This is a genomic window from Nostoc cycadae WK-1 (assembly GCF_002897135.1).
Classification (GTDB): domain Bacteria; phylum Cyanobacteriota; class Cyanobacteriia; order Cyanobacteriales; family Nostocaceae; genus Nostoc_B.
Genome location: NZ_DF978423.1, coordinates 22,958 through 49,029 on the forward strand (window position 1 = coordinate 22,958; position 26,072 = coordinate 49,029).

Genomic DNA, 26,072 nt, shown 5'->3' on the forward strand with positions numbered 1-26,072 from the left:
TTTAAATCATATTTAATTGCTGTACTATTAAAGAGTTTCAGGCATCTTTTTAGAAAAGTGAATTAGTTTTAATAATTTTTTAATTTTTATATTTTAAATCTTATATTTTGTACCGCATCTAAATCCCCTAATCTTAATCATGGGGATTTCCTTGTTTTTGAGGATACACTGACTTGTACTAAGTGTAGTTTAGGGGTGCAGCCAAAGTAGCTTATCGAAGTGTTCCCCATTCCCTGTGGTCTTTTAATTGTTTGTATTGCATTGTACGAAAAGTTCTTTGCCATCAAGTCCTAAATTACTTGATATATGAGCTATAGTGTTGTCTTCATAATTGCTAATACTGAGAGAGGAGTTGTATAATGCGTCAGATATTACCTTTATTCGTAAGTATCATAACTGTTGCCAGTTTGAGTGCTAATACTGTGACGCTGGCAAATACACAATCTCAGCTTGGAAAAACATATTTAGCCCAAAAACTCAACTGTAACGATCCGCAAACTCAATCAGAAATGAATATCTGCTCTCAGTTGTCATATCAAAATGCCGATAAAAAATTAAACCAAGTTTATAAACAACTGTTACCAAAATTGTCAAAGACTAGACAACAAAAATTAATTGCTGCACAGTTAGCCTGGATTAAGTTTCGTGACGCTAGTTGTGAGTTTGAACGCAGTGCATACGAAGGGGGAAGTATTGCACCTAATATTTATGCTGGCTGCTTGGAAGAAGCTACAAAACAGCGTACTCAACAATTACGTGAGTATCTCCAACGTGACGATTATTAACAAGAAGATAGGAGATAAAGGGGAAAAGTATTTGATGAAGCAGTTTTTTTGGTCTGGTACTTTACCTAACTGATTACTGTTTTTTGTAAAAAAATGTAAAGTGAATTCAAAATAAAATTGCTTTTAATTAAGCGATCGCAATCCGTTAAGTCACTCACTGCGGTAGTCTAGATGAAAGTGAATGTATCGCCTGGTTTGACATAACGTTATTATGACTTCAGTTGTTTCCAGTGCAACCCGCACTATTCGTATTGGTTCTCGTAAAAGTCAACTTGCTCTAGTTCAAACATACTGGGTAAGAGAGCAATTACAAAGCAGCTTCCCAGATATCACTTTTGAAGTCCACACCATGTCTACCCAAGGCGACAAAATCCTAGATGTAGCGTTGGCGAAGATTGGCGATAAAGGACTTTTTACTAAAGAACTCGAACTGGGAATGATCAACAAGGAAATTGACTTTGCGGTTCATTCCCTCAAGGATCTGCCAACTAATTTACCAGAAGGTTTAACACTAGCGGCAATTACAGAACGGGAAAACCCCGCTGATGCACTAGTTGTGCATGAAAAGCACAAAGACAAGCAAATTGAAACCTTGCCAGCAGGTGCAGTGATTGGGACATCATCACTACGACGGTTAGCGCAATTACGCAATCGTTTTCCCCACTTTACCTTTAAAGATGTGCGCGGTAACTTAAATACCCGGTTGGCAAAACTGGATGCTGGTGAATACGATGCTTTGATTTTAGCAGCCGCTGGGTTACAACGTTTGGGGATGGGCGATCGCGTGCATCAAATTCTCCCTAAAGAAATTTCTCTCCACGCTGTGGGACAAGGTGCATTGGGGATAGAATGTCGTGCTGATGACAAAGATTTGATATCCTTACTCAAAGCTATTGAACACCCCGAAACCCGCGATCGCTGTTTAGCAGAAAGGTCATTTTTACGGATTCTGGAAGGTGGTTGTCAAGTACCCATCGGTGTAAATACAGAAATTCATGAAGGCAATTTAACCCTTACAGGTGTAGTCGCCAGTGTCGATGGCCAGAAAATCGTCAAAGATACCGTCACAGGAACAGCCTCTAATGCTGAAGCGTTGGGTGCAGAATTAGCCAAACTTCTGCGGGAACAAGGCGCACAAGAAATTCTTGAGCAAATATTCGCCGAAATCCAACGGGGTTCTTAAAATACTGGCAAACAGATGTGGTTAGATAAGAATTGAGCCAAAAGGATGAAGTGTAAAGGATACAGGATAAAAAATCGGTACATGACTCACCCGTAATTAGCGCGGCAAAGATGCGTTGTTTCCGAGATTCCTGCCCCATTCTTGCATCGGAGCAGTACCTTTATACTTCAGACTTCCAACTTCAGAATTTTCATAAATATTAGGCAGAACCGGGGAAACAACAAAGACCATGCGGATTCTATTCGTTGCAGCAGAAGCAGCTCCCGTTGCGAAAGTAGGAGGAATGGGTGATGTTGTGGGAGCATTACCTAAAGTCTTAAGAGAAATGGGGCATGATGTCCGCATATTCCTGCCTTATTACGGGTTTTTACCAGATAAAATGGAAATTCCCAAAGACCCAATTTGGTGGGGATATGCCATGTTTCAGGACTTCGCAGTTTACGAAAGTGTACTGCCCGGTACTGATGTTCCCTTGTATTTATTTGGACATCCTGTATTTAATCCCCGCCGCATCTATTCGGGAGAAGACGAAGATTGGCGGTTTACCTTTTTTGCGAATGGTGCGGCTGAGTTCTGCTGGAATTACTGGAAGCCAGATATCATCCATTGTCATGATTGGCATACAGGGATGATACCCGTATGGATGCACCAAGACCCAGATATCACCACAGTATTTACCATTCATAACTTGGCTTATCAAGGGCCGTGGCGTTGGTATCTAGATAAAATTACTTGGTGTCCTTGGTATATGCAGGGACACAACACAATGGCAGCTGCGGTACAATTTGCTGACAGGGTGAATACTGTTTCCCCAACCTATGCCGAACAAATTAAAACACCTGCTTACGGTGAAACTATAGAAGGTTTACTGTCATTTATTAGCGGTAAGTTATCAGGGATTGTGAATGGGATAGATACTGAGATTTACAACCCGGCTGATGATAAATATATTACTCAGACATTCACTACCGATACTTTAGATCAACGTAAGAAAAACAAAGTTGCTTTACAAGAAGAAATGGGTTTAGAGGTCAACTCTCAAGCCTTTTTGATTGGTATGGTTAGCCGATTAGTCGAGCAAAAAGGCTTGGATTTGGTCATTCAAATTTTAGACCGCTTCATGGCATACACAGATGCCCAATTTGTGTTGTTAGGGACAGGCGATCGCTATTATGAAACTCAAATGTGGCAATTAGCATCGCGCTACCCCGGACGTATGGCGACTTATTTGCTGTATAACGATGCCTTATCCCGGCGGATATATGCTGGAACTGATACCTTCTTAATGCCTAGCCGTTTTGAACCTTGTGGAATTAGCCAAATGATGGCCATGCGCTACGGTTCCGTTCCCATCGTCCGCCGCACTGGGGGATTAGTTGACACCGTAACCCACCACGACCCCATCAACGAAGCTGGTACAGGTTATTGCTTCGACCGCTACGAACCTTTGGATTTGTTTACCTGCATGATCCGCGCGTGGGAAGGTTTCCGTTACAAACCTCAGTGGGGCGAACTCCAAAAACGTGGTATGAATCAAGACTTTAGTTGGTATCGTTCAGCCAAGCAATACGATCAGCTGTATCGTTCTATGTTTGGTTTACCAGAACCAGAGGAAGCAGCACCACAGCCAGAGTTAGTGTTGAATCAATAGGTTTTTTTAAACGCAAAGTGGCGCGGTGAACCAGCGCTGCGGGAGGGTTTCCCTCCGCAGGCGACTGGTGAACCCGAAGGGAGGTTAACGCAGAGGAACACAGAGAGTTTTTGTTTTGCATCTGCGTTTATCTGCGTTTAATTACTGTCTAAATCTTTTGTACAATCTAAAAAAATTGAGCATAGGTATGACCAACCTCAAAGCATTATGAATTGGTATAGGCCAATAATTGAAGCTGATGACTATGATGGTCTAGTTTGTATTAATAGAGAAGATGCCGTCTTCGTTTCTAACTTTAATAAAGACTGGTATCGCTACAAAAAAAACGTTGAATGGAAAACGATTATTGTTGAAACTTATTCAGAAGAGCAAGTAGGTGACTTTCCTAGTTTTCTCGCTCAAGAACTTGTGTTTAATGAGAGATCATGGCAAATAATACAACCACTCATTACAAATTCGGTTGAGCCACTTCCTCTTATTTGTAAAGATAGAACGCAGTATATAACTATAAAAATTCTTGATTTAGTTGATTGCTTAGATTATTCTCAATCAGTATATAGACAATCTGCTGGTGGTTTTATACAAATTGATTTATACGTTTTTCATGAGGCTATGATAGCAAGTAAAGATATTTTTTGGCTATCAAAAGCTTATCATGCTGTTGTTTCACAAAAATTTAAAGATATTGTAGAAGAAAATAAACTGAAAGGTTTATCATTTAGAAAACTCTGCTAATAATGACCGAGGAACTCCAAAGAGCCGATAATGATTCACCGTGGAAAGAAATATTAGAAGCATACTTTCCCCAAGCAATGCAGTTTTTCTTCCCACAAACAGCAGCACTCATTAATTAGGAACGCCCCCATGAATTTCTCGACAAGGAATTTCAACAAATCGCCCGCGAAGCCGAACTTGGAAGAAGATACGCAGATAAATTAGTCAAAGTTTGGCAAATTGGCGGGGAAGAAATTTGGCTGTTAATTCATGTCGAAATTCAGGCGAAACCAGAAGATAATTTCGCAGAACGGATGTTTTTGTACAACCTGCGAATTTTTGATAAATTTGCTAAACCAGCCATCAGCCTAGCAATTTTATGTGACGCTGACTCGACTTGGAGACCGAATCAATACAGTTACAATTATCCTGATTGCAGTCTGGTTTTTAAATTTGGTACTGTCAAATTACTGGATTATCAAACTCGTTGGGCAGAATTAGAAGCCAGCGACAATCTTTTTGCGACAGTGGTCATGGCACATTTAAAAACGCAGCAAACCAGCAAACAGCCAGGAGAACGGAAAAATTGGAAGTTCAGCTTAATTCGTCGACTCTACGCACAAGGGCTGGAAGAAAGAGATATTCGGAACCTCTATCGTTTTATCGATTGGGTTATGATTTTACCAAAAGCATTAGAAGCAGAATTTTGGCAAGATTTTAAGTTATTCGAGCAGGAGCTTACTATGCCTTACATAACTACAGGCGAGCGCATTGGCTACGAGCGAGGAAAAGAGGAACAAACACAAGCACTTGTTTTAAGACAACTACAAAGACGGGTAGGAAATTTACCCGATGAAGTTCGTCAACAAGTTCAAAGTCTTTCTCTAGAACAATTGGAAGCACTGAGTGAGGCTTTATTAGATTTTAGTGCGATCGCTGACTTACTCAACTGGTTACAAGCAAATCAAACAGCATAGTTTAAGTTTTGTAACTAATAAAAGTAAAAAATAATCCTCACTTCTTTTGGTGAACTTAAAAGTAAGAGTTTCTCAAAAAAATAATCAAGAAATTCAGAACCAACAAATTCTCTATAACTTTCTACCCAACTGACTTGTACATTATCAGATTTAGGAAGGTAATTCGGATTAAGAGAATATAATTTCGCTTCCTCTGGCCATTGTTCGTAAGGAAATGGTTGATTACTAGAAAACAAGTTTGCGTACTTTGGTTCAACTAAGCCGTAAAATGTAATGGGTTTTTCCCAATCAAAGTTTATCAATTCTTGAACCATGAGCCAAGAAGCATCCCAACAATCATCATCTTGAATATGCGATTTCAAAAAAGGTGAAAGGTCTTGTGGAAGACCTCGTGGTCGAGATATAGGTCTGATCCTACATTCCGCAGGTCTATCAGGTCAAAAGATAATATTTTCGGCAAGGTGCACCGAGAAACTGGAGAATCCAACGTCGTTCATCAGTAAGATTAGCAATCTGTCTAAAGCCAGCGATCGTTATCAAATGAATCGACATAAAACACTGAAAGACCCAACGGAGAGTGGGAGTGCTAGTCGGCTTACCCAACTGATTACTGATAGTTTGTTTTGCTGTTTCCAGGGCTTGACGCAGTGCCTTTTGCCCTAAACTGTAAACCAATAAACACAGACCCATCACCATTGCCAATGCTGCTACCCGTTCGGGAGAGTTGAGGAAGACGCTGCTGGTAAAAAACAGAGGGTCTTTGAGGAAACGAAAACCGCGTTCTGTAGATTGTTGAGCCTTGTACTGCAAGAGCAAGTCATCGCCAGTCAACTCGTTAGTATCTGTAACATTAGTCGCTAAAATGAAGCGACCTGCACGTAATTGTTCGATAGCAATGGCTTGAGGTTTTGGAACCACAGAAGCACGAATTTGATAACAGTAGTGAGTGTGTTGGGTATTTTTGCCTGGTCTACCGGGTTTGCGGTGACGATGGTGTTCAATAATCTCCACGTCTTGGAGTTGATGAAAGCGTAGCTGACTACTCAATAAATTTGCGGCTTTCAATGCATCTGCTGCACAAGCGAACTCTTGCTGTGATAACTGCCGTAGTTGAGACTGGGCTTTGTCCAGTTGCTTGGCTAGACGTTTTTCTAATTGCTTTAAATCCGCGCTTTTACGAGCTTCACTCTCGACGACTAACCAACGCTGCTTCACTGCGGCATAATCACTACAACACTCAGCAATCTGGTATCCTGCGATTGCACTGTTGACAAATGCTTCCTGACTCATGTTGTCTAAGAGAAATTGTGCTGCCGCTAAGGTGGCTGGCACTCTTGATAGCCAGCGTAAAGAATCCATCTGTTTGATGTTCTGTTCACAGTAAAGAGCGGCATCTGCCACAAACAAGGCATCTATCTCCCACTGTTGCCTAAACTCTTTGAGAATTCGGGCAAATGCCGCCGAGTCAGCTTCATTTCCATCTGCAACTCTCAGATATAAAGGGATATCTCCATCCCCACTGCACATTAAGTCCAATATAAATTGTTTGAGATCCGGTCGATGGTCTCGTGAATAACCATAGGTAATTTCAATTGCTCTTTCCTCTGTTGCGTCTTCATCTGTGGTGCTGACGTATTCTCCATGCACATGAAATGAACTGGAGTCTAGGTGCAAACTGTCTTTTTTTACCCCAAACTTTTGGGCTGCTGCCAACGCTACTGTGACGAATACTTGTGTTAATCCTGCCTCATATAGCTTATCCAATACTCTCCCTAAACGGTCATCGTTGAGATGTTCTGGACTTATCCCCTCACCCAATAGGTGCTCTGTGGCTTTGCCTACAAAAAACTTTTCAAACAAATACAGTGGCGCACTGACCAAGCCCAAGCCATTGAGAATCATCGCCTTTACTGCTTGACCTGGACTGACTATTTCTTGATGATGTATGCCTAGTATTTGGTTGATTTGTTCTACCAAACACATTTGGTCAATTATGCCTGCCACTATCCCGCAGTGGTCAATATCTTGTACTCTTATTTCTGATGCTGATGATGTCATTTATCAAAAATACCATCAATCTCTTCACTTACCTGCGGAATGTCGGCTGATATCTGCACCATACCACTGTAAAAATCTTTCTCGACGGACACCAGCTAGAACAGCAAAAAACTCATAGTGTGTGCCGATATCTATTCTTTCTAGAGGTGAAAATTCTGCTGTTGATTTTTTTAGACCCCGACCTTTTGGTTTTAGCACTGCTGTCCATTGTCCATCTTGTAGACACTCTACAAATATTTGGATTTGAGTACTCATAATTTGTGCAAATAAATTATTTTTTTGGGAAAGGCGTTTTGCCTCTCCCTATTTATCAACCCACTCCCAAATAATTTTCCGCAATCTGCAAAATTCGCTCGGCTGCATGACCATCGCCGAAAGGATTGATAGCATTAGCCATTGCATCATAAGCCGCCGGATTACTCAATAACTCAGCCGCAGCAGTCAAAATACTCTCGCTTTCAGTTCCCACCAGTTTAGCTGTACCCGCTGTCACCGCTTCAGGACGTTCTGTAGTTTCTCTTAAAACTAAGACTGGTTTACCTAAACTGGGTGCTTCTTCTTGCAAACCACCAGAGTCAGTTAATAAAAAATGCGATCGCCCAATTGCCCCCACCAATTCGGCATAATCTAATGGTTCGGTCAAAAATACTCGCGGATGTTTGCCTAATAATGCTTGCAATGGTTCCCTGACTGTCGGGTTGCGATGCAGCGGTAAAACCAAAGCTGTATCAGGAAACTTATCTAATATTTGCAGAAAACCTTGGGCGATCGCTTGTAATGGTTCTCCCCAATTTTCTCGGCGGTGAACTGTAGACAACAACACGCGATATTCATTCCAGTTCAACCCAGGTACATTACAAGCTGGTTGACTCGCCGCGACATTCAACAGTGCGTCAATAACTGTATTCCCCGTCAAGTGAATTTCGCCCAACACCCCAGAACGTTGTAAATTCTCCACAGCCAAAGTTGTTGGCGCAAAATGCAGTTGCGTAATTTGCGAAATTAACCGTCGATTCGCTTCTTCTGGATAAGGATTATAAATATTATCTGTTCTTAACCCCGCTTCTACATGACCCACAGGAATTTTTTGATAAAAAGCTGCCAAAGCCGCCGCAAAAGCTGTGGTGGTATCTCCTTGGACAATAACTAAATCTGGTTTATTTTTTTGAAATAAATCTTCTAGTCCGCGTAAGCTGCGGCAGGTAATATCATTTAAAGATTGTTGAGGCTGCATAATCTCTAGGTCTTCATCGGCTTTGAGGTTAAACAGTTGCATTACTTGTTCAACCATCTCTCGATGCTGTCCAGTTAAAATCACTTGCAAGGCAAAACTGGGAGATTTTTGAAAAACCTGAATCACAGGCGCTAGTTTAATCGCCTCTGGACGTGTACCTAAGATAATGGCAACTCGTTTTTGATTAGTCATGGGTGAATAGTCAAGATTCAATAGTCAATAGTAAATACTCAATCCCGACAAATGACAAATGACTAAGGACTAAAAATGAAAAAACCCGGCTGAACCGGGCAGATGTACTGTTTGTCGTGTTTAACGAAATAGTTATTTGATTTCACAGGTTAAAGGACAAGCGGCATATACAGAAGTTTGTTGCATTTCTTCAGATTCTCCATGCAACCAACTTAACCACTTAATTTGACTTGGATGTACACCTTTGAGGGTGAGAACAGCAGCAGCGATCGCCACTGCCAAAATATTGAACAAAATTAACCCACCACCTACTAGTAAAACTGCACTAACAGGCATGACAGATTGTAAAACAATCGACAACAGACATCCGACCGTAGCCATCAAAACAACTAGTGGAAAACCGACAACTAACAAACACACTGCCAACGTGAAAGTCCATATCAAAAAGCTTTTAATCATCATTAAGGAGTAGGTCTTTCCGAGATTAGAGCTTTGAGCCGAAACCATGACTTTTCCTCCTACAGGTACACAGCAATAAACGTAAATTTCAGTTAGATACCGCTGTTTGCGAATCAACTGATTCCTTCAGTGAATTCCAGTATATAAACAGGACTAGGAAAAATGAGCATTTAGTAACTTAACTTTACAGTTAATTTTTTGTAATTATGAATGTAAAGTTCAGTTGCTTTCTTGCTAGATCACTAGTTCCTGCCATCTACCTCAAGGAGTAGAAGCCATATAAGATGAGCTTGCCCAAGATATTTTCCACGCCTCAAATTGATCCCCTTAATATTTCTTATAAAAAATAGCATTGTCTCTCATAATTCATCTATCTGTCTGAAAAAAATACCTGCTGCTGATTTGGCTTTTAATTGCTAGTCAATTGCCGTGATTTTAGGGAAAATTTTCTCATCTAAAAGCAAGAGATTTTCAAGATTTAATAGAAGTATTAATTATTGCTTAAATTTACCAGGGTTATTACTGAAGGATATCTCAGGATATAGTGTGCTAAACAGGTGTATATGGACTTAATGTGTTTCTAACATAATGGCAAAACTTGCATGTCATATAAAAAAGTATACTAGCAGCCATGCCAGATGTAACGAAATGTTGCTTTAAAGTTCTCAGCTAAGGAACAGCAACAAAGCTGCTGTCTGCCGTCCTTAGAACCATCAAGACAGTAGGTTTGCAGATTCAACTTGATAACTGCTTAATTTTGAAGATATATGACAGAAACATCGCCACCAGCCAATTCCAATCCTGTTGCTTCTCGGAATGTGCCACCTATGCCACCGCCACCACCATCATTAATGACACAGCGGCAGCATACACAAACGTTGGATATGTCAACTCATCGAAATACAACTCAACCTGCACCACCGCCACCAGCAGGAGGTCATCGTCCGGGAACTCCCCCACCAGCGGCTAAAAGCAATCCTACTGGATTAAGTTTGGCGCAAATTATCAAAGAAGCTTTTGATAATGGTTATTCCGATGTTCACTTGGGTGTAGGTGAAGTTCCGCGTTTCCGCAACCGTGGCGAAATTCAACCAACCGAGTATCCAGAAACAGATCATGAAACTTTCATGGCTTGGTTGCGAGAGGTAATGACGGAAGCAGAAATTCAGCGATTTGAAGAACACCTAGAATTTGATGGTGCAACTCAGTATGAATTCGCCCGTGTACGGATTAATGTTTTTGGCTCCATGAAAGGCCATGCACTGGTGCTACGGTTAATTCCCCTGAAAATCTTATCGATGGAACAGTTGAGATTACCGCCAGTTTTCCGTGATATCTGCCACTCTCATAAAGGCTTAATCTTAGTCACTGGGCCAACTGGTTCGGGTAAATCAACAACTATGGCGGCGATGATTGACTATATTAATCGAGAAATGGCCAAGCACATCATCACCATTGAAGATCCTGTGGAATTTGTTCACCAAAGCCGCAAGTCGTTGGTCAAACAACGGGAAGTGGGAATGCACACCCGCAAATTTGATAATGCTTTAAAAGCAGCTTTGCGGGAAGATCCAGATTTGATTCTGGTGGGGGAAATGCGGGATAAAGAAACAGTCAATACCGCCTTGAAAGCTGCCCAAACAGGTCACTTGGTTATGGGAACCTTGCACACCAACAGTGCAGTAAAAACGATTGAACGGATTCTCAATTTATACTCTGGTGAAGAACAGGATGCTATGCGGGTAGCCTTGGCAGAATCTTTAGTAGCCATCATCGCCCAAGGATTATGTCGCACGACCGATGGTAAACGAGCTGCATTCCACGATATCTTAATTAACACTGAGGCGGTTAAAGAATGGGTCAAAGATGGTAAGTATGATGAAATTGGTGAACTGATGAAACAAGCCGGTTTCGACGGTATGATTACGATGAATCAGTCGCTACTTAATCTTTACCAAGAAGGTCGCATTACAGAAGAAACAGCTTTAGAAATGTCACCGACTCCTAACGAAATGGCTCAGTTTCTCCGAGGACGAGTTTAATTACAGTAAAGGTAAAAAGTAATCCGCCTCTACTTTTTACCTCCCAGTTCCCCAACCCCTGTAACTAACTTGACTACACCTAAACTCTTTTTACCGAAAGTTTTCAAAGGCATTGCCTTATTTACACCCGGAGGCGACTTAATTTATTGCATCGACCCGAATAAACAGGGTCGATGGCATTTGCATTTGTGTGCTGCTTTACAAGAAATTCTCGATTTACCAGAACCCCCGCATTTTTTAGTTCCTTGTTATACGGCCACCGTTGACCACTGGTTAGATCCGCATACTCATCAAATTCGGACTTTTGCAGAAGCATATCCAGCGGTTCTGCAACATCAAGCTTTATTAAATGTAATTTTTGGCACAGGTGATTTAGTTTGGCAAGCCGCACCTTGGCAAGATGGATTGTGCGATCGCATGGTGTTGGCAACTTATCGTTCCACATTTCCCCAACTGTGGGAAGACCACGACTTAATTATTAACTTAGACTTATCGGAAAAGGCTCCCAAATATTATCCACCAGTGAAAGCCACACAAAACGTACAGCAAAAAACTCAATGTTACGTTTTGCGTTTATTTATTGCCGGTCATAGTGCCAATACAGAACGGATTCTGCATAATTTACACGAAATGTTAGAGCGATCGCTCAAATATCCCTACACATTAAAAGTGATTGATGTTCTAACTCATCCAGAACAAGCAGAAATTGATCAGGTGTCTGCAACTCCTACTCTCGTAAAAGTTTGGCCTCAACCGATTCGCCGCATCGTTGGCGATTTAGATAACGCTGAGAAAATCTTCCAGATGTTAGGCGCTACAGAAAAGTTATAAAAAATTTATCAGATTTGGTATTGAGGCTCACAAAAAAAAGCTTCAATTAGTTTTATTGAAGCGCCTGTAGCTATTAAATTTAATTTTTTATTTAGCTTTTCCATTCAATAAACTCTGTATCTTCCTCGGTAATTTGAGGAGTAATCTGCGTAAAAAACCAAGCTTTGTCGTTAGAAAACCCCTACTTTCTACTTAGCTCAAAAATTAACTTTAATTTTTATAGTTTAATCACATACTGTCTTGACAGGTATCAGATTTTCATGGTTTATAATTAAACAATTACAGTAACTCGATGGAGATACTGTAGATAATGGGGTAAATATTTGATGAATAAGTCGCAGCATCCGGCTCGATGGGGAATTTTTCAAATTGAGCATATATATACTTGCATTGAAAAAACTGCACAGGTAATGCAAGTTTTGTCTCAGCAAATTATAGGAATCTGGTTACATCAACACGCTGTTAAAAGGTTCACCTATTTATTCTTTTTAGGTACAATTTTAAGTGTAGTGATCACCGCCTGTTCTGGAAGTTATTCTGCTGCGGAACCAGAGATAAAGCTGAGGTTAGTTTCTTTCTCTGTCACAAAAGCCGCCCATGACCAAATAATTCCGAAATTTGTTGAAAAGTGGCAAAAAGAACACAATCAAAAAGTAATTTTTGATCAAAGTTACGGAGGTTCTGTTGCTCAAGCTGCTGATGTGATTGCTGGAAAGCAAGAAGCCGATATAGTACACTTAGCCCTGCCTTTAGATGTTATTAGAATTCAACAAGCAGGGTTAATTAAATCTAGTTGGCAAATTAGAACACCCAGAAATGGTATTGTTAGTAGATCAGTTGCAGTAATTGTCACCCGCGAAGGCAATCCGAAAGGGATTAAAACTTGGGCAGACATAGCTAAAAACGACGTAAAATTAATTGCAGCTAACCCTCAAACTTCTGGTATTGGTATTTGGGAATTATTAGCTTTTTGGGGTTCAGTTACGCAAAATGGTGGAGATGAAGCGACAGCTTTAAAATACATAACAAAGCTTTATCAAAATACTGCTGCACTGACAAAAGATGCTCGTGAAGCTAGTGATTTATTTTTCCAACAAGCCCAAGGTGATGTTTTAATTACCTATGAAAATGAGGTAAGTTTAGCTGAAAAAACAGCATTAAAACTGCCTTATATTATCCCGAAAATAAATATTTCTATAGATAATCCTGTAGCTGTAGTTGATAAAAATGTTGATAAACACAAAACAAGAAAAGTAGCAGAAGCATTTGTAGATTTCCTTTATTCTTCAGAAGCTCAACGGGAATTTGCTAAATTACAATATCGTCCAGTGAATCCCACAATTACCCAAGAAGTAGCATCGCAATATCTCCCAATTCAAACTTTGTTTACAGCCCAAGATTTAGGGGGTTGGGATATGATTAAAACAAAATTTTTGGAAAATGGGGCAATTTTTGACCAAGTTAAAGCTAACAGTAAAGCGTAAAGCATAAATCAGATAATTAGAGACTTTGCTATCCAGATTGAGCAAATAGTTTTTAGCTTTTGATTTATTTAGTAAATGACTAATTGTATGAATTTTATTTCGCAATTTAAAAATAATCTATGCTTGATATTTTTGCTTGTGACTAGCTACAGCATTACAGCTTGTAGCAGTAATGAAGAAAAGCAGAAACAAGTAAGTATTGATGGTGCGGCTGTAGGTTTTCCGATTTCTTTAGCAGTGGCGGAAGAATATCATAATGTGAAAGCTGATGCTGTAGTTAGCGTTGCTTCCAGTGGAACTGGAGGCGGAATTAGTAAATTTTGCGCAGGTGAAATTGATATTGTAGGTGCTTCTCGTACCATTCGAGATGAAGAAATTGCCAAATGTAAAAGTAAAAATATTGAATTTTTGGAAATTCCTATTGCTTTAGATGGCATAGCAGTTATTGTCAATAGTCAGAACGATTTTGTGAAATGTCTGACAGTTGATGAATTAAAAACCATCTGGAGTGCCAAATCAGACGGAAAAATTTTAACTTGGAATCAAGTTAATCCTAAGTTTCCCAATGAGAAAATGAAACTTTATGCACCTGCATCTGATACAGGTACATTTGATTATTTTACTCAAGCGGTAACAGGTAAAGCGAAAAATGGTCGTACAGACTATACTCCCAGCCACAATCAAAATACTTTGGTACAAGGAATTGCGGGTGATAAATATTCCTTAGGTTATGTTGGGATTTCTTATTACATTCAAAATCAAGATAAGCTAAATTTAGTAGCTGTGGAAAACCTTAATGGCAAATGTGAAAAACCTGTACCAATAGATAATGTGGTTAGAAATATTTACACACCTTTATCTCGTCCTTTATTTATTTATGTGAGTAAAAAATCCTTAGATACAAAGCAAACAGTGAGAGAATTTGTCGATTTTTATTTAGAAAATTCGTGGAAATGGGTAGACAGTGCTGGTTATGTTGCCTTACCTGATGAAGCTTACGTGAAAGTGAAGCAGAAATTTATTAAGGGTGAAACTGGCACAAAATTCAAAAAAGCTAAACCTGGTCAACCAATTACTAATTTTATTTAAGTTATTGATTTATGAGCGCCATAAATAATCAAAATGGATTTCAGGAAGATTCTAGGCGATCGCTAGACAAAAAACCATCAGAAGATATTACAGAAAAGATTATTGCCGCAATCTTATTTTGTTGTGGTTTAGTTTCTGTACTAACTACATTTGGCATTGTCATTATTATCTTTCAGGTAACATTTGAGTTTTTCCAAGAAGTCCCACTCTCTGACTTTTTTCTGGATACGAAATGGACACCTTTATTTGCTGAAAGACATTTTGGTATTTGGCCTTTAATTAGTGGAACTTTTTTAACCACTATCACAGCTATGGCTGTAGCTATTCCTTTGGGTTTATCTTCAGCAATTTATTTAAGTGAATATGCCCAACCCAAAGTAGCTGCAATTTTGCGTCCCGCAGTGGAACTTTTAGCAGGGATACCAACAGTTGTTTATGGCTACTTCGCCCTGTTATTTGTTACTCCATTCCTGAGAAATTTTCTGCCTCTAGAAATATTTAATGCCATGAGTGCAGGGTTAATGATGGGAGTAATGATTACTCCTACAGTCGGTTCTATTAGTTTAGATGCTATCCAAGCTGTGCCGAATTCTTTAAGAGAAGGTGCTTATGCTTTAGGAATCACGAAATTAGAATCCATTTTTAAAGTCTTATTACCAGCAGCACTTTCAGGAATTACAGCTTCGATTATTTTAGGCATTTCCCGCGCTGTTGGTGAAACTATGACTGTTGTTATCGCCGCTGGACAACAGCCAAAACTGACAGTGAATCTGATGGAGTCAGTAGAAACAATGACAGCTTATATGGCACAAATTTCTGGTGGAGATAGCCCTCGTGGAAGTCTCAATTTTAAAACTTTATATGCGGTAGGGGCTGTTTTATTTTTGCTAACGTTGGCTTTAAATATTGTCAGCTACTGGGTTTCTCATCGCTTTAAAGAAAAATACGATTAATCAATATGGCTACAAGTTATCAAGGTAATGATTTTTTCGATTCGAGTTCAGAATTTACTGATAATATTGAAAAAAGAGAGTCATTAGGGAAAGTATTTGAAATACTTTTTTTAATAGGTTTATTGATTGGTTTATTTATCTTGGCATTGCTAGTTTTTGATATTGGTCAAGATGGATTAGCCCGATTTTTAACACCAGGTTTTTTAACAGAAACTCCATCTCGTTTCCCGGATGAGGGAGGAATTCGCCCAGCAATTATAGGGAGTATCCTTTTGGCAATTATTGTGATGTTAGTCGCAGTGCCAATTGGAGTGGGTGCAGCTTTATATTTAGAAGAATATGCACCTAAAGCGTGGTGGACTGCGATTATTGAAATTAATATTAGTAATCTCGCAGGTGTACCTTCTATTGTTTATGGGTTGCTGGGTTTAGGAGTATTTAATTATTTGCTTGGTTTTGGCCCGGCATTAATTTCTGGAGCCTTAACGTTATCTTTGTTATCCTTACCAGTAATTATCGTTACATCTAGAGAAGCGATTCGTGCAGTTCCAGATTCTTTACGACATGCTTCTTATGGTTTGGGTGTGACAAAATGGCAAACTATTTACCATCACGTTATACCTTATGCAATTCCTGGGATATTAACAGGGGTGATTATTTCTGTATCGCGTGCTGTTGGTGATGCAGCTTGTTTACTTGTTGTCGGGGCTGTCAGTTTTCTGACTTTTAACCCTGGTTTATTCCAGAGATTTATGGCTTTACCGATTCAAATTTTTAGTTATCTGAGTCGCCCAGAACCGGGGTTTGCTAATTCATCAGCTGCAACAATTATTGTGATGATGCTTTTAATTTTAGTGTTGAATGGAATAGCTATTTATGTGCGACAACGCTTTTCGATAAATAGGTAAATATCTATTTAGGGAATAGAAAAATTTTTCAAATTTCCAATAAAAATTTTAGATTGGGTATAAATATATATGACTCAAAATGATAATAAAAGTAAGCCAAGTAATGGCACAATCACTCAAGCAAGAACTGTGTTTGATGTTGAGGGTTTGAAAGTTTATTACAGTGGTTTTTTGGCCTTGCTGGATGTTTATATAAAAATTCCCGAACAACAAATTGTGGCTTTTATTGGCCCTAGTGGTTGTGGTAAAAGTACACTCTTGCGGTGTTTCAACCGGATGAATGATTTAATACCGGGAGCAAAGGTTGAGGGTAGATTAAATTACCGCGATCGCAACATTTATGATCCTAAAATTAACTCAGTCAAATTACGTCGCCAAGTCGGGATGGTGTTTCAAAGACCAAATCCTTTTCCCAAATCTATATATGAAAATATTGCTTTTGGCCCCCGTTCTAACGGTTATAAAGGGAACTTGGATGAATTAGTTGAAGATTCCCTTAGACGTGCCGCCATTTGGGATGAAGTCAAAGATAAGCTCAAAGGCAAAGGTACAGCATTATCTGGTGGACAACAACAACGGCTATGTATTGCCAGGGCGATCGCCATGAAACCAGATGTATTATTAATGGATGAACCTTGTTCTGCCCTTGATCCTATTTCTACCCGTCAAGTAGAAGAACTCTGCCTAGAACTCAAGCAGCAATACACCATTATTATGGTGACGCATAACATGCAGCAAGCTTCCAGAGTTGCAGATTGGACAGCATTTTTCAATACTGAAATTGATGAACATGGAAAACGCCGTGGCAAATTAGTTGAATTTAATCCGACAGTTCAACTTTTCTCTTCTCCTAATACAAGAGAAGCAGAAGAATATATTAGTGGTCGTTTTGGTTAGATGAAAAAAGGGGCTAGATACAAGATAAAAAAGTTTTTTATGTTTGGTTGTGAGTATTTCTCATGAATAGCTGACTTGCAAAAGTGCAAATATCAAGTCTGGTTAATTAGACATGATATAAGTCATATTTTAAAAATCTATTTTCTAGCCCCTAGTCTCTATTCAATCTCATAAACAGCGTTCAATTGTGGCTAACACAGACTGAGAAAGACTAGAAAAATCGTATCCGCCTTCCAAACCAAAGAGAATTTTCCGCGTTATACCCAAACAATATTCAGTAAATAAACCATAATCTTCTGGCAGTAAATTCATACTTGCCAAAGGATCTGCGGCGTTAGCATCATAACCGGCGCTGACAATTAATAAATCAGGCTGAAAGTTTTGTAAGAATGGGAGTAACTTATTTTCTAAAATTGGGCGATAGGCAGAGATATTGCTACCAGGCGGCAGCGGTGCATTTAAAACATTATTATGATAACCATGTTCAGAAGCTTTGCCAGTACCGGGATAGCAAGGATACTGATGGAGAGAACAGTAGGCAATCTGTGGGTGAGTTTCCACGATCGCCTGAGTTCCATTACCATGATGTACATCCCAATCGAGAATAGCGACACGCTTAATTTCTGCTTGTTCTAAAGCATAAAAAGCCGCGATCGCCGCATTAGAAAATAAACAAAAACCCATCCCTGCATCACTTTCTGCATGATGTCCTGGTGGACGCGCCAACACAAAAGCGGGATTTTCTTCAGCTAAGACAATATCAACACCATCTAGCCAAGCACTCACCGCCAATAAGGCTACATCATAGCTATGGGGAGAAACTGGGGTATCACCATCGAGATAGCCACCACCACTAGCAGAAATTTCCCCAAGTTTTTTAACGTAAGCTGGGCTGTGAGCTTGTAATAACAAAGACATTAGAGATGGTTTGTCGGCGACTGGAGTAGGCTCGCGCCAAGCAATCTTTTCAGCAAACGCAGCTTCTTTTAAAGCGTTGACGATCGCCGTCAGACGTTCTGGTTTTTCTGGATGATAATTTCCAGTCTTGTGATTCAAAAACTCATCAGAATAGATGACTGGGAGCATAGAAGGCAATCATCAAGTTACTGAATGCCATTGTATAGCAGAAGGTAGGAGGCAGGAGGCAGGAGGCAGGAGGTAAGATATTACTTATTTACCAGACTCAGTGCTGAGTAAGAAGGAGAAGTACTCAGCACTTTTCATTCTTTACCCAGTTCAGCAAGTAACCGTTTAATTACCACTGCATCTTCAGCATCAGGAACTTTGGATAGGTAATTTTGTAAGTCTTCAACTGCTTGTGGATGATGTCCTAGTTGATAGTAAAGCAAACCGCGATCGCGGATTTCTAACATCGCCAGCGGAAATAGCAATAAAATTCGTTCTACCGCAGCCAGGGTTTTGGCCAAATCTTGCTGCTTGAGATATATGTACTTTAAATTTGTCAGCATCCTGGCTAAAAATTGCCGATTGCTGACAGTGGCTAAAAATTCGGGTTTGAGGCTGACAGGTTGCTGAAACATGTGAGTCAGTCTTTCCTGACAGTCTTCTGCAAACATCACCTCACCACGATTGAACGCATCAACAAAAATTTCCATATCTGGAATATCTGGACGTATGAGAAAATGTCCTGGCAATCCTATACCCACCATCGGGAAATCAATTCTTTGGGCAATCTCTAGGTAAACCAGCGCTAAAGTGATCGGAATTCCCATACGACGGTCGATCACATCATTTAAAAAGCTGTTACGGGGGTCATAATAGTTGCTATGATTGCCCGTAAATCCTAAATCATCATACAGATACTGATTCAAGCTTTGAATCAACCGCAGTGGATAACGTGAAGTTGGTAAACGTTCTTGAACCTCTTGTGCCATTGTATTGAGGGCATTGAGATATTCTTCCAGGTCAAGGTTAGGATATTCTTCTTGGGCAATGTACAGTGCTGCCTTGGCCAAGTTGATATACTCGTCAGGTTGCTGAATCTCTTGGTAAAAATATTGTCTTGCTGACGAGAAATTCATAAGCAAATTCTGCTGTAAATATATAGATGAAGCTAGAGCAAATAGGGACTGAGCGATTTTTGCACTTATCTTTATCTTAAGTTAAGAGCATGAAAGTAAAAACGCAGAATTGAGAACCGACCATTTCATCTAGACGTAAACGCCCGCATCATTAATAACCAGTGAATTGATTATTTACTTTTGCGTTTGGAGTGTAATGTAAGATTTCTAACTTAGAATCTTTACCAAAATTAGACAAAATAACAATAAAATTTATCAACCAAATTGTGATCAATTGTGCTTTGAATTAATTTTTGTAAAATCTTTATTTACCGGAAAAATATATAAATTTGTATTTATTTTAACTTCAGAAAAGCCTTATATTATATTTACCAGCTTTTTATATTTGTATATAAAAATATTTTGAAGAAATTGAATTTATTTACAAAGTTTTATTGTGAAATTTAGCCAGGTTTTTGCATATAAGCATTATTGAATCAACTTTTTAGAGTAAATATACATATTTTGAAATTTAATTATTATGTGAACTACCGTATTTATACTATCCAAAAGGGTGGTTAACTATTAATGTAATTACATAGACAAATAGAAGAATAAAGTTCACCTCGATAATATCTTGAATGCAGAAATGTATTTTCAAGGTGTAGTTATAGTACCCATCTCAATTATCGGCGATCGCGGCTAGAGAATAAGTAATTTTGTGACCATAGCACTAGGGGCTTTATGGCATAAAATTTGCTGGAATTTTCCCAATTTCATCAAAAAATATTGACACTATTCACGTTCAATTGGTAGAAATACATGAAATCTCTGAAGAGTTTTCTAAAAACTGGTGCATTTTCTTTATTAGGTTTAGGATTAGTCACTGCACCTGCTCAAGCTGTCAATATCACTACTAGCAGCGAAATCGACCCGAATGTTTTAGTTAACAACATTTTAGGTTCAGGGATTACAATATCTAATGCTACCTACCAAGGTGCATCAATAGCATCTGGAACCTTTACTGGTGGTTTAGCTTCAGGTATTGGCATAGAAAGCGGTATTATTCTCACTACTGGTAATGCTAACTTGGCAGTTGGGCCAAATACTAGTGAGAGTGCATCCAGGAGGAATAACCTTACGGGAGATGCAGATTTAAGTGCTTTAATTTCTGGAGTCAAAACTTTTGATGCTAGTGTCCTAGAATTTGAGTTTATATCAACAACAGGCAATCTTTTTTTTAATTATGTTTTTGCATCAGAAGAATATAACGAATATGTGAATTCTAAGTATAACGATGTATTTGGATTTTTCTTAGATGGCAAAAATATTGCATTAATACCTGGAACTGATACCCCAGTTTCTATTAATACTGTTAATGGTGGTAATCCATTCGGGAACAATGCAACAAACCCACAACTATTTAATAATAATTCTTTAGCTGATGGAGGAGCAATTTATAATCTTCAATATGATGGTTTTACCAATGTATTTTCGGCTCAATTCAAAGGATTAAGTGAAGGTACACATCGCCTGAAAATCGCAATTGCAGATGTGGGAGATTATCGTTATGATTCTGCTGTGTTTATTCAAGCAGGTACTTTTTCTAGTCGCCCCCTACAAGAAGAAATTCCCAACCCAACACCTGTTACTCAACCAGAAATTCCTAACCCAACACCTGTTACCCAACCAGAAATTCCTGAGCCTACGCCTCCCATACAAAAAGTTCCTGAGCCGACAACAGTTATAGGTTTGTTGGTTAGTGCGGCCTTTGGTGCTACATCCCTCCGCAAGTATCAGCAACAAAAAATACTTAACTAAACCCGATGTGCGACTTATTTTTGAGACCCCACTTCTATTCCTCTCACGCCAGTCGTCTCAAGTAGGGAAACCATGCGCGACAGTTCCTCCTGGGGAAACCCCCCTACAGCCCTTTGGGCATCCTACGGCGGGCATTAGCCTCTCCCTATGGGAGAAGATCCGACTGTCTCACCACGGCGCGAAAGCTAAAGCATAAATAAATTTTCACTGGATTTTGTAGCTACCGTGTCACAATACTACTGACGCGGTGTTTTTTGTTTTTAGCCTCATTTTCAAAGCAAAACACTGCTCTTAAGGAATTACTAACGGAGTTATGTCCCCTTCCGGTGCTAGAGTGAAAGATGACATTGCTTAATCTTTTGTCATCTACGACCTCATCTGAAATATAGCTTCAATCATTAGGCTCAGCATGGTCACCACCGCAGAAAAAACAAACATAGGCTACATTACCCAAATCATTGGTCCCGTTGTAGACGTTAAATTCCCTGGCGGTAAATTACCGCGAATCTACAACGCTTTGACCATCAAAGGCACGAACGAAGCTGGACAGAACATCAACCTCACCGTTGAAGTACAGCAATTGCTGGGCGACAACCAAGTGCGAGCAGTGGCGATGAGTTCCACCGATGGTCTAGTACGCGGTTTGGAAGTTGTCGATACAGGCGCTGCCATCAGTGTACCAGTGGGTAAAGCTACCCTGGGTCGGATTTTCAACGTACTTGGCGAACCTGTTGACAACAGAGGGCCAGTAAATGCGGAGGAAACCTTACCTATCCACCGCGATGCTCCTAAACTAACTGACCTGGAAACCAAACCTTCCGTTTTCGAGACTGGGATTAAGGTTGTTGACCTGCTAACTCCCTATCGACGTGGAGGTAAGATTGGTCTGTTCGGCGGTGCAGGTGTCGGCAAGACCGTGATCATGATGGAGTTGATTAACAACATCGCTACCCAGCACGGCGGCGTATCCGTATTTGCTGGTGTAGGTGAGCGTACCCGTGAAGGGAATGACCTCTACAACGAAATGATTGAATCTGGGGTTATCAACAACGAGAACCTCAACGAATCAAAAATCGCGCTGGTTTACGGTCAGATGAACGAACCACCCGGAGCTAGAATGCGGGTTGGTTTGTCTGGTTTGACAATGGCTGAGTACTTCCGTGATGTGAACAAACAAGACGTATTGCTGTTTGTTGACAACATCTTCCGCTTTGTACAAGCAGGTTCGGAAGTATCAGCTTTGTTAGGTCGGATGCCCTCGGCGGTAGGATATCAGCCTACACTGGGTACTGACGTAGGCGCTCTGCAAGAACGGATTACTTCGACAACAGAAGGTTCTATTACCTCTATCCAAGCGGTATACGTACCTGCGGACGACTTAACCGACCCTGCGCCTGCAACTACCTTCGCTCACTTGGACGGTACAACTGTACTGTCTCGTGGTTTGGCATCTAAAGGTATCTATCCAGCGGTTGATCCGTTAGGTTCTACCTCGACAATGTTGCAGCCCAACATTGTCGGTGACGAACACTACAACACTGCTCGTGCTGTCCAAGCAACCTTACAACGCTACAAAGAACTACAAGACATCATCGCCATTCTCGGTCTGGATGAATTGTCTGAAGACGACCGTCTGATTGTAGCCCGCGCCCGGAAAGTTGAGCGCTTCTTGTCTCAGCCCTTCTTCGTAGCAGAAGTATTCACCGGTTCTCCTGGTAAATACGTAAAATTGGAAGATACCATCAAAGGCTTCCAGAAGATTCTGTCTGGTGAATTAGATGATCTGCCAGAACAAGCCTTCTACTTAGTAGGCGATATCAACGAAGCGATCGCCAAAGCCCAAAAGCTTAAAGGCTAGAAATTAGTCAAAAGTCCAAAGTCAATAGTCCAAAGCAATTTGACTATTGACCTTAACTATTAACCATTGACTATTGACTATCGACAAGTTATGACATTAACCGTTCGTGTAATTTCCCCAGACAAAACAGTGTGGGATGCTGAAGCTGAAGAAGTGATTTTACCCAGTACAACTGGTCAGCTAGGTATCCTAAGTGGACACGCACCTCTGTTGACAGCCTTAGATACAGGTGTGATGCGCGTCCGTCCCAGCAAAAATGCTAACTGGCAAGCGATCGCTCTTTTGGGTGGTTTCGCAGAAGTTGAAGCTGGTGAAGTGACAATCTTAGTCAATGGTGCGGAACGTGGCGACACCATTGACTTAGATGCTGCACGCACAGCATACAATGAAGCCCAAACTCGCCTAGCTCAAGTACCAGCAGGCGATCGCCAAGCTCAAATTCAAGCAACACAAGCCTTCAAACGCGCCCGCGCTCGTTTTCAAGCTGCTGGCGGTTTGATATAAACATTGTTCGTAATTTTCAATTTTGTAGGGTAGGTTATCTGCTTGCTCTACAAATTTTTTTATTTATATTTCTCACAAAAATTACACCAAGTTTAAGAAAATTAGACCTCATCAAGTGAAGTGTTAACTTAGATGATTAGTTGCCCAGCAGGGCGCATAATATGAAAACTTTTCCATCTTTCCTTGGTAAGAGTCAACAAAATAAATTAGTTCGTTTAGGATTGTCGGCATTAGCGGCCTTAGCCTTAACAAGCGGTATGAATTCCGCCAATGCTGCTTTCGTAAAAACACAAAATTCCACAGAAATAGCCTCAACAAAAGTACTACTAAGTCAAACACAACCTGTCACAACCCAATCAGTAAATAGTCAGCCTCCCTATCAAGCAATGCAGGTAGCACCACTGATTCCCATCGTTGTACTTGGTGGGATTGTAATATTTGTGCCGTTATTTTTTGGCGGATTGGTGGTCATTGGTGAACGTGAAGTTGGCGTAGTGGTGAAAAAATTTGCCCTTTCTGGACGCGGATTACCACCCGGACGGTTAATCGCCCTCAACGGTGAAGCAGGTTTGCAAGCCGATACCCTCGCACCTGGTTGGCACTGGGGTTACTGGCCTTGGCAATATTCAGTGCGTAAAGAATCTGTAGTGGTTGTTCCTCAAGGTGAAATTGCCCTGATTGTCGCAGCAGACGGCGCATCCAACCCACCAGAACGAATTTTGGGTAAAATCGTCGATTGTGACAATTTCCAAGATGCGCGAAAATTCCTGAGCAACGGCGGTGAAAAAGGCCGGCAAATGGGTTTTCTCACCGCTGGTACTTACCGAATTAACACCGCGCTGTTCCGCGTAATTATGGCGGCGAATGCCAAAAATAATGATATGCAAGCAGAACAGATGCGAGTGTATAGCGTCGCATCTGATAAAGTTGGCATTGTCACGACTCTAGATGGTTTGCCAATTCCGGCTGGTGAAATTGCCGGGCCAATGATTCCCGGACATGACAACTTCCAGAATGGTCAAAGATTTCTTGATGCTGGTGGACGAAGGGGTTTGCAAGAGCAAATCTTACTGTCTGGTTCTTGGAACTTGAATCCTTGGTTTGTGCAAGTTGAACAAGTACCAATGACAGAAATTCCCATTGGTTATGTAGGTGTGGTAATTTCTTTTGTCGGTCAATCTCAAGAAGATGTGAGTGGTGCAGCCTTTACTCACGGTAACTTAGTTAATTCGGGACATAAGGGTGTATGGATAGAACCGTTGTATCCAGGTAAGCATCCCATCAACTCTCGAATTATGAAAATTGAGTTGGTTCCCACAACTAACATAGTGTTGAATTGGTCAAGTCGTACCGAACGCCACAGCTATGATGCTAATCTAGCTTCCTTAACAGTGCGATCGCGGGATGGTTTCGCCTTTGATTTAGAAGTAGCCCAAATTATTCATGTCGGTGCTTTAGATGCACCAAAGGTAATTTCCCGCGTGGGTTCTATGCAAAATTTAGTTGACCATGTATTAGAACCAACAATTGGTAACTATTTCCGCAACTCAGCCCAAGATTACACTGTACTCGACTTTCTCACCGCCCGGAGCGATCGCCAAGCGGAAGCGGCTGAGTATATTAGAGCAGCATTACGCGCTTATGATGTACAAGCAATTGATACCTTAATTGGGGATATCCAGCCGCCAGCTTCGTTGATGCAAACCCAAACCGATAGGAAAATTGCTGAAGAACAACGCAAAACTTATGAAGTGCAGCAGGTAGCCCAAACCCAACGCCAGCTACTAGTTAGGGAAACAGCATTGGCTGATATCCAACAAGAAATGGTGAAATCGGAAAAAAGCGTCCAAATTGCGGAATTAAAAGCCCAAGCACAAATTCAACACGCAACTGGGGAAGCCGAAGGTATAAAATTACGCGCCATTGCCGAAGCCGAAGGGATTCGCGCCACAGGTAACGCCAAAGCCGAAACCTACCGCGCTGGTGTGGAAGCCTTGGGTTCTCAAGGTTATACAGCCATGCAGCTGATGCAAATTATTGGCGATCGCAACGTCCGTCTGATACCAGAAGTTTTAGTCAGTGGTAACGGTAATAACAATGGCTTGGTAGATGGTTTACTCTCAATGATTTTGTGGAATCAAGCTGGTAAGCAAGGTGAAGGAACCGCAACACCTTTACATCCACATCCCATAGTTGTGAATAACCCAGCCGTTTCTCCAAATAATCACTCGCCTATAGTTGCGGAGTTCCCAACAGATAAGTAGATATCAGTATTGGGGCGAACGGCCGTACCCTGCGGGAAGGCAAAGCCTACGCCCCTACTGAGACTTTTTCCCACATTTGAATTTCTATCTTTGCAACACTCTTCTACGGAAAAAACGTAAATTTACCTTAGCTTCTCAGTCATAATC

General features: G+C 40.5%; 22 protein-coding genes and 1 pseudogene. 16 read left to right on the forward strand and 7 right to left on the reverse strand.

What is annotated here, in order from left to right:
* Nucleotides 1-359 precede the first annotated feature (359 nt).
* The 5 genes and pseudogenes from NCWK1_RS04460 to NCWK1_RS04480 all read left to right on the forward strand — a co-directional run bounded on the left by NCWK1_RS04460 (nt 360) and on the right by NCWK1_RS04480 (nt 5,310).
* Complete coding sequence (locus NCWK1_RS04460; RefSeq protein ID WP_096580630.1) at nt 360-785, forward strand: lysozyme inhibitor LprI family protein; 426 nt, start codon at nt 360-362, stop codon at nt 783-785.
* Nucleotides 786-996: 211 nt separating this feature from the next.
* Nucleotides 997-1,968 (forward strand): hydroxymethylbilane synthase, encoded by a 972-nt coding sequence (gene hemC / locus NCWK1_RS04465; protein ID WP_103123875.1) that lies wholly within the window; start codon nt 997-999, stop codon nt 1,966-1,968.
* A 229-nt stretch (nt 1,969-2,197) separates the two neighbouring features.
* A complete protein-coding gene (gene glgA / locus NCWK1_RS04470; protein WP_103123876.1) occupies nt 2,198-3,619 on the forward strand; it encodes a glycogen synthase GlgA in 1,422 nt (473 codons plus the stop codon).
* A 207-nt stretch (nt 3,620-3,826) separates the two neighbouring features.
* Nucleotides 3,827-4,354, forward strand: coding sequence for an imm11 family protein (locus NCWK1_RS04475; protein WP_103123877.1), 528 nt, complete (start codon nt 3,827-3,829; stop codon nt 4,352-4,354).
* A 2-nt stretch (nt 4,355-4,356) separates the two neighbouring features.
* A pseudogene (locus tag NCWK1_RS04480) lies at nt 4,357-5,310 on the forward strand (DUF4351 domain-containing protein).
* 14 nt (nt 5,311-5,324) lie between these two features.
* Here the strand turns inward: NCWK1_RS04480 and NCWK1_RS04485 are convergent.
* From NCWK1_RS04485 to NCWK1_RS04505, 5 genes are all read right to left on the reverse strand, one after another.
* A complete protein-coding gene (locus NCWK1_RS04485; RefSeq protein ID WP_146033944.1) occupies nt 5,325-5,672 on the reverse strand; it encodes a hypothetical protein in 348 nt (115 codons plus the stop codon).
* Nucleotides 5,673-5,742: 70 nt separating this feature from the next.
* A complete protein-coding gene (locus NCWK1_RS04490) occupies nt 5,743-7,368 on the reverse strand; it encodes an IS1634 family transposase (protein WP_103123620.1) in 1,626 nt (541 codons plus the stop codon).
* Nucleotides 7,369-7,392: 24 nt separating this feature from the next.
* The gene (locus tag NCWK1_RS04495) at nt 7,393-7,623 is read right to left on the reverse strand and encodes a hypothetical protein (protein WP_103123879.1); all 231 of its coding nucleotides are present in this window, start codon (nt 7,621-7,623) and stop codon (nt 7,393-7,395) included.
* Between the two features lie 55 nt (nt 7,624-7,678).
* Nucleotides 7,679-8,794, reverse strand: coding sequence for a non-hydrolyzing UDP-N-acetylglucosamine 2-epimerase (gene wecB / locus NCWK1_RS04500; protein ID WP_103123880.1), 1,116 nt, complete (start codon nt 8,792-8,794; stop codon nt 7,679-7,681).
* A gap of 132 nt (nt 8,795-8,926) precedes the next feature.
* On the reverse strand, nt 8,927-9,301 hold the full coding sequence (locus NCWK1_RS04505; protein ID WP_096580640.1) for a hypothetical protein: 375 nt from the start codon (nt 9,299-9,301) through the stop codon (nt 8,927-8,929).
* A 719-nt stretch (nt 9,302-10,020) separates the two neighbouring features.
* Between NCWK1_RS04505 and NCWK1_RS04510 the strand changes: the two genes are divergently transcribed.
* The 7 genes from NCWK1_RS04510 to pstB all read left to right on the forward strand — a co-directional run bounded on the left by NCWK1_RS04510 (nt 10,021) and on the right by pstB (nt 17,457).
* Nucleotides 10,021-11,295, forward strand: coding sequence for a type IV pilus twitching motility protein PilT (locus NCWK1_RS04510; RefSeq protein ID WP_103123881.1), 1,275 nt, complete (start codon nt 10,021-10,023; stop codon nt 11,293-11,295).
* A gap of 69 nt (nt 11,296-11,364) precedes the next feature.
* A complete protein-coding gene (locus tag NCWK1_RS04515; RefSeq protein ID WP_103123882.1) occupies nt 11,365-12,126 on the forward strand; it encodes a circadian clock KaiB family protein in 762 nt (253 codons plus the stop codon).
* 326 nt (nt 12,127-12,452) lie between these two features.
* Nucleotides 12,453-13,610 (forward strand): sulfate ABC transporter substrate-binding protein, encoded by a 1,158-nt coding sequence (locus NCWK1_RS04520; protein ID WP_103123883.1) that lies wholly within the window; start codon nt 12,453-12,455, stop codon nt 13,608-13,610.
* A gap of 87 nt (nt 13,611-13,697) precedes the next feature.
* Nucleotides 13,698-14,699, forward strand: a complete 1,002-nt coding sequence (locus NCWK1_RS04525) for a PstS family phosphate ABC transporter substrate-binding protein (protein WP_103123884.1) — start codon at nt 13,698-13,700, stop codon at nt 14,697-14,699.
* An 11-nt stretch (nt 14,700-14,710) separates the two neighbouring features.
* A complete protein-coding gene (gene pstC / locus NCWK1_RS04530; protein ID WP_103123885.1) occupies nt 14,711-15,652 on the forward strand; it encodes a phosphate ABC transporter permease subunit PstC in 942 nt (313 codons plus the stop codon).
* 5 nt (nt 15,653-15,657) lie between these two features.
* On the forward strand, nt 15,658-16,560 hold the full coding sequence (pstA, locus tag NCWK1_RS04535; protein ID WP_103123886.1) for a phosphate ABC transporter permease PstA: 903 nt from the start codon (nt 15,658-15,660) through the stop codon (nt 16,558-16,560).
* A gap of 69 nt (nt 16,561-16,629) precedes the next feature.
* Entirely contained in the window at nt 16,630-17,457 is an 828-nt protein-coding gene (gene pstB, locus NCWK1_RS04540; protein WP_103123887.1) for a phosphate ABC transporter ATP-binding protein PstB, read from the forward strand.
* A gap of 168 nt (nt 17,458-17,625) precedes the next feature.
* Here the strand turns inward: pstB and NCWK1_RS04545 are convergent, their stop codons facing one another.
* Both NCWK1_RS04545 and NCWK1_RS04550 read right to left on the reverse strand, forming a co-directional pair.
* Nucleotides 17,626-18,543 carry a histone deacetylase family protein gene (locus NCWK1_RS04545; protein WP_103123888.1) on the reverse strand — a complete coding sequence of 306 codons (918 nt, stop codon included), beginning with the start codon at nt 18,541-18,543 and terminating at the stop codon, nt 17,626-17,628.
* A gap of 134 nt (nt 18,544-18,677) precedes the next feature.
* A complete protein-coding gene (locus tag NCWK1_RS04550; protein WP_187308055.1) occupies nt 18,678-19,499 on the reverse strand; it encodes a SirB1 family protein in 822 nt (273 codons plus the stop codon).
* An 801-nt stretch (nt 19,500-20,300) separates the two neighbouring features.
* Between NCWK1_RS04550 and NCWK1_RS04555 the strand changes: the two genes are divergently transcribed.
* The 4 genes from NCWK1_RS04555 to NCWK1_RS04570 all read left to right on the forward strand — a co-directional run bounded on the left by NCWK1_RS04555 (nt 20,301) and on the right by NCWK1_RS04570 (nt 25,925).
* Nucleotides 20,301-21,299 (forward strand): choice-of-anchor L family PEP-CTERM protein, encoded by a 999-nt coding sequence (locus tag NCWK1_RS04555; protein WP_096580661.1) that lies wholly within the window; start codon nt 20,301-20,303, stop codon nt 21,297-21,299.
* A gap of 409 nt (nt 21,300-21,708) precedes the next feature.
* A complete protein-coding gene (gene atpD, locus NCWK1_RS04560) occupies nt 21,709-23,157 on the forward strand; it encodes a F0F1 ATP synthase subunit beta (RefSeq protein ID WP_096580663.1) in 1,449 nt (482 codons plus the stop codon).
* A gap of 90 nt (nt 23,158-23,247) precedes the next feature.
* A complete protein-coding gene (gene atpC / locus NCWK1_RS04565) occupies nt 23,248-23,661 on the forward strand; it encodes an ATP synthase F1 subunit epsilon (protein ID WP_103123889.1) in 414 nt (137 codons plus the stop codon).
* A 161-nt stretch (nt 23,662-23,822) separates the two neighbouring features.
* Complete coding sequence (locus NCWK1_RS04570) at nt 23,823-25,925, forward strand: SPFH domain-containing protein (RefSeq protein WP_103123890.1); 2,103 nt, start codon at nt 23,823-23,825, stop codon at nt 25,923-25,925.
* Nucleotides 25,926-26,072 lie beyond the last annotated feature (147 nt).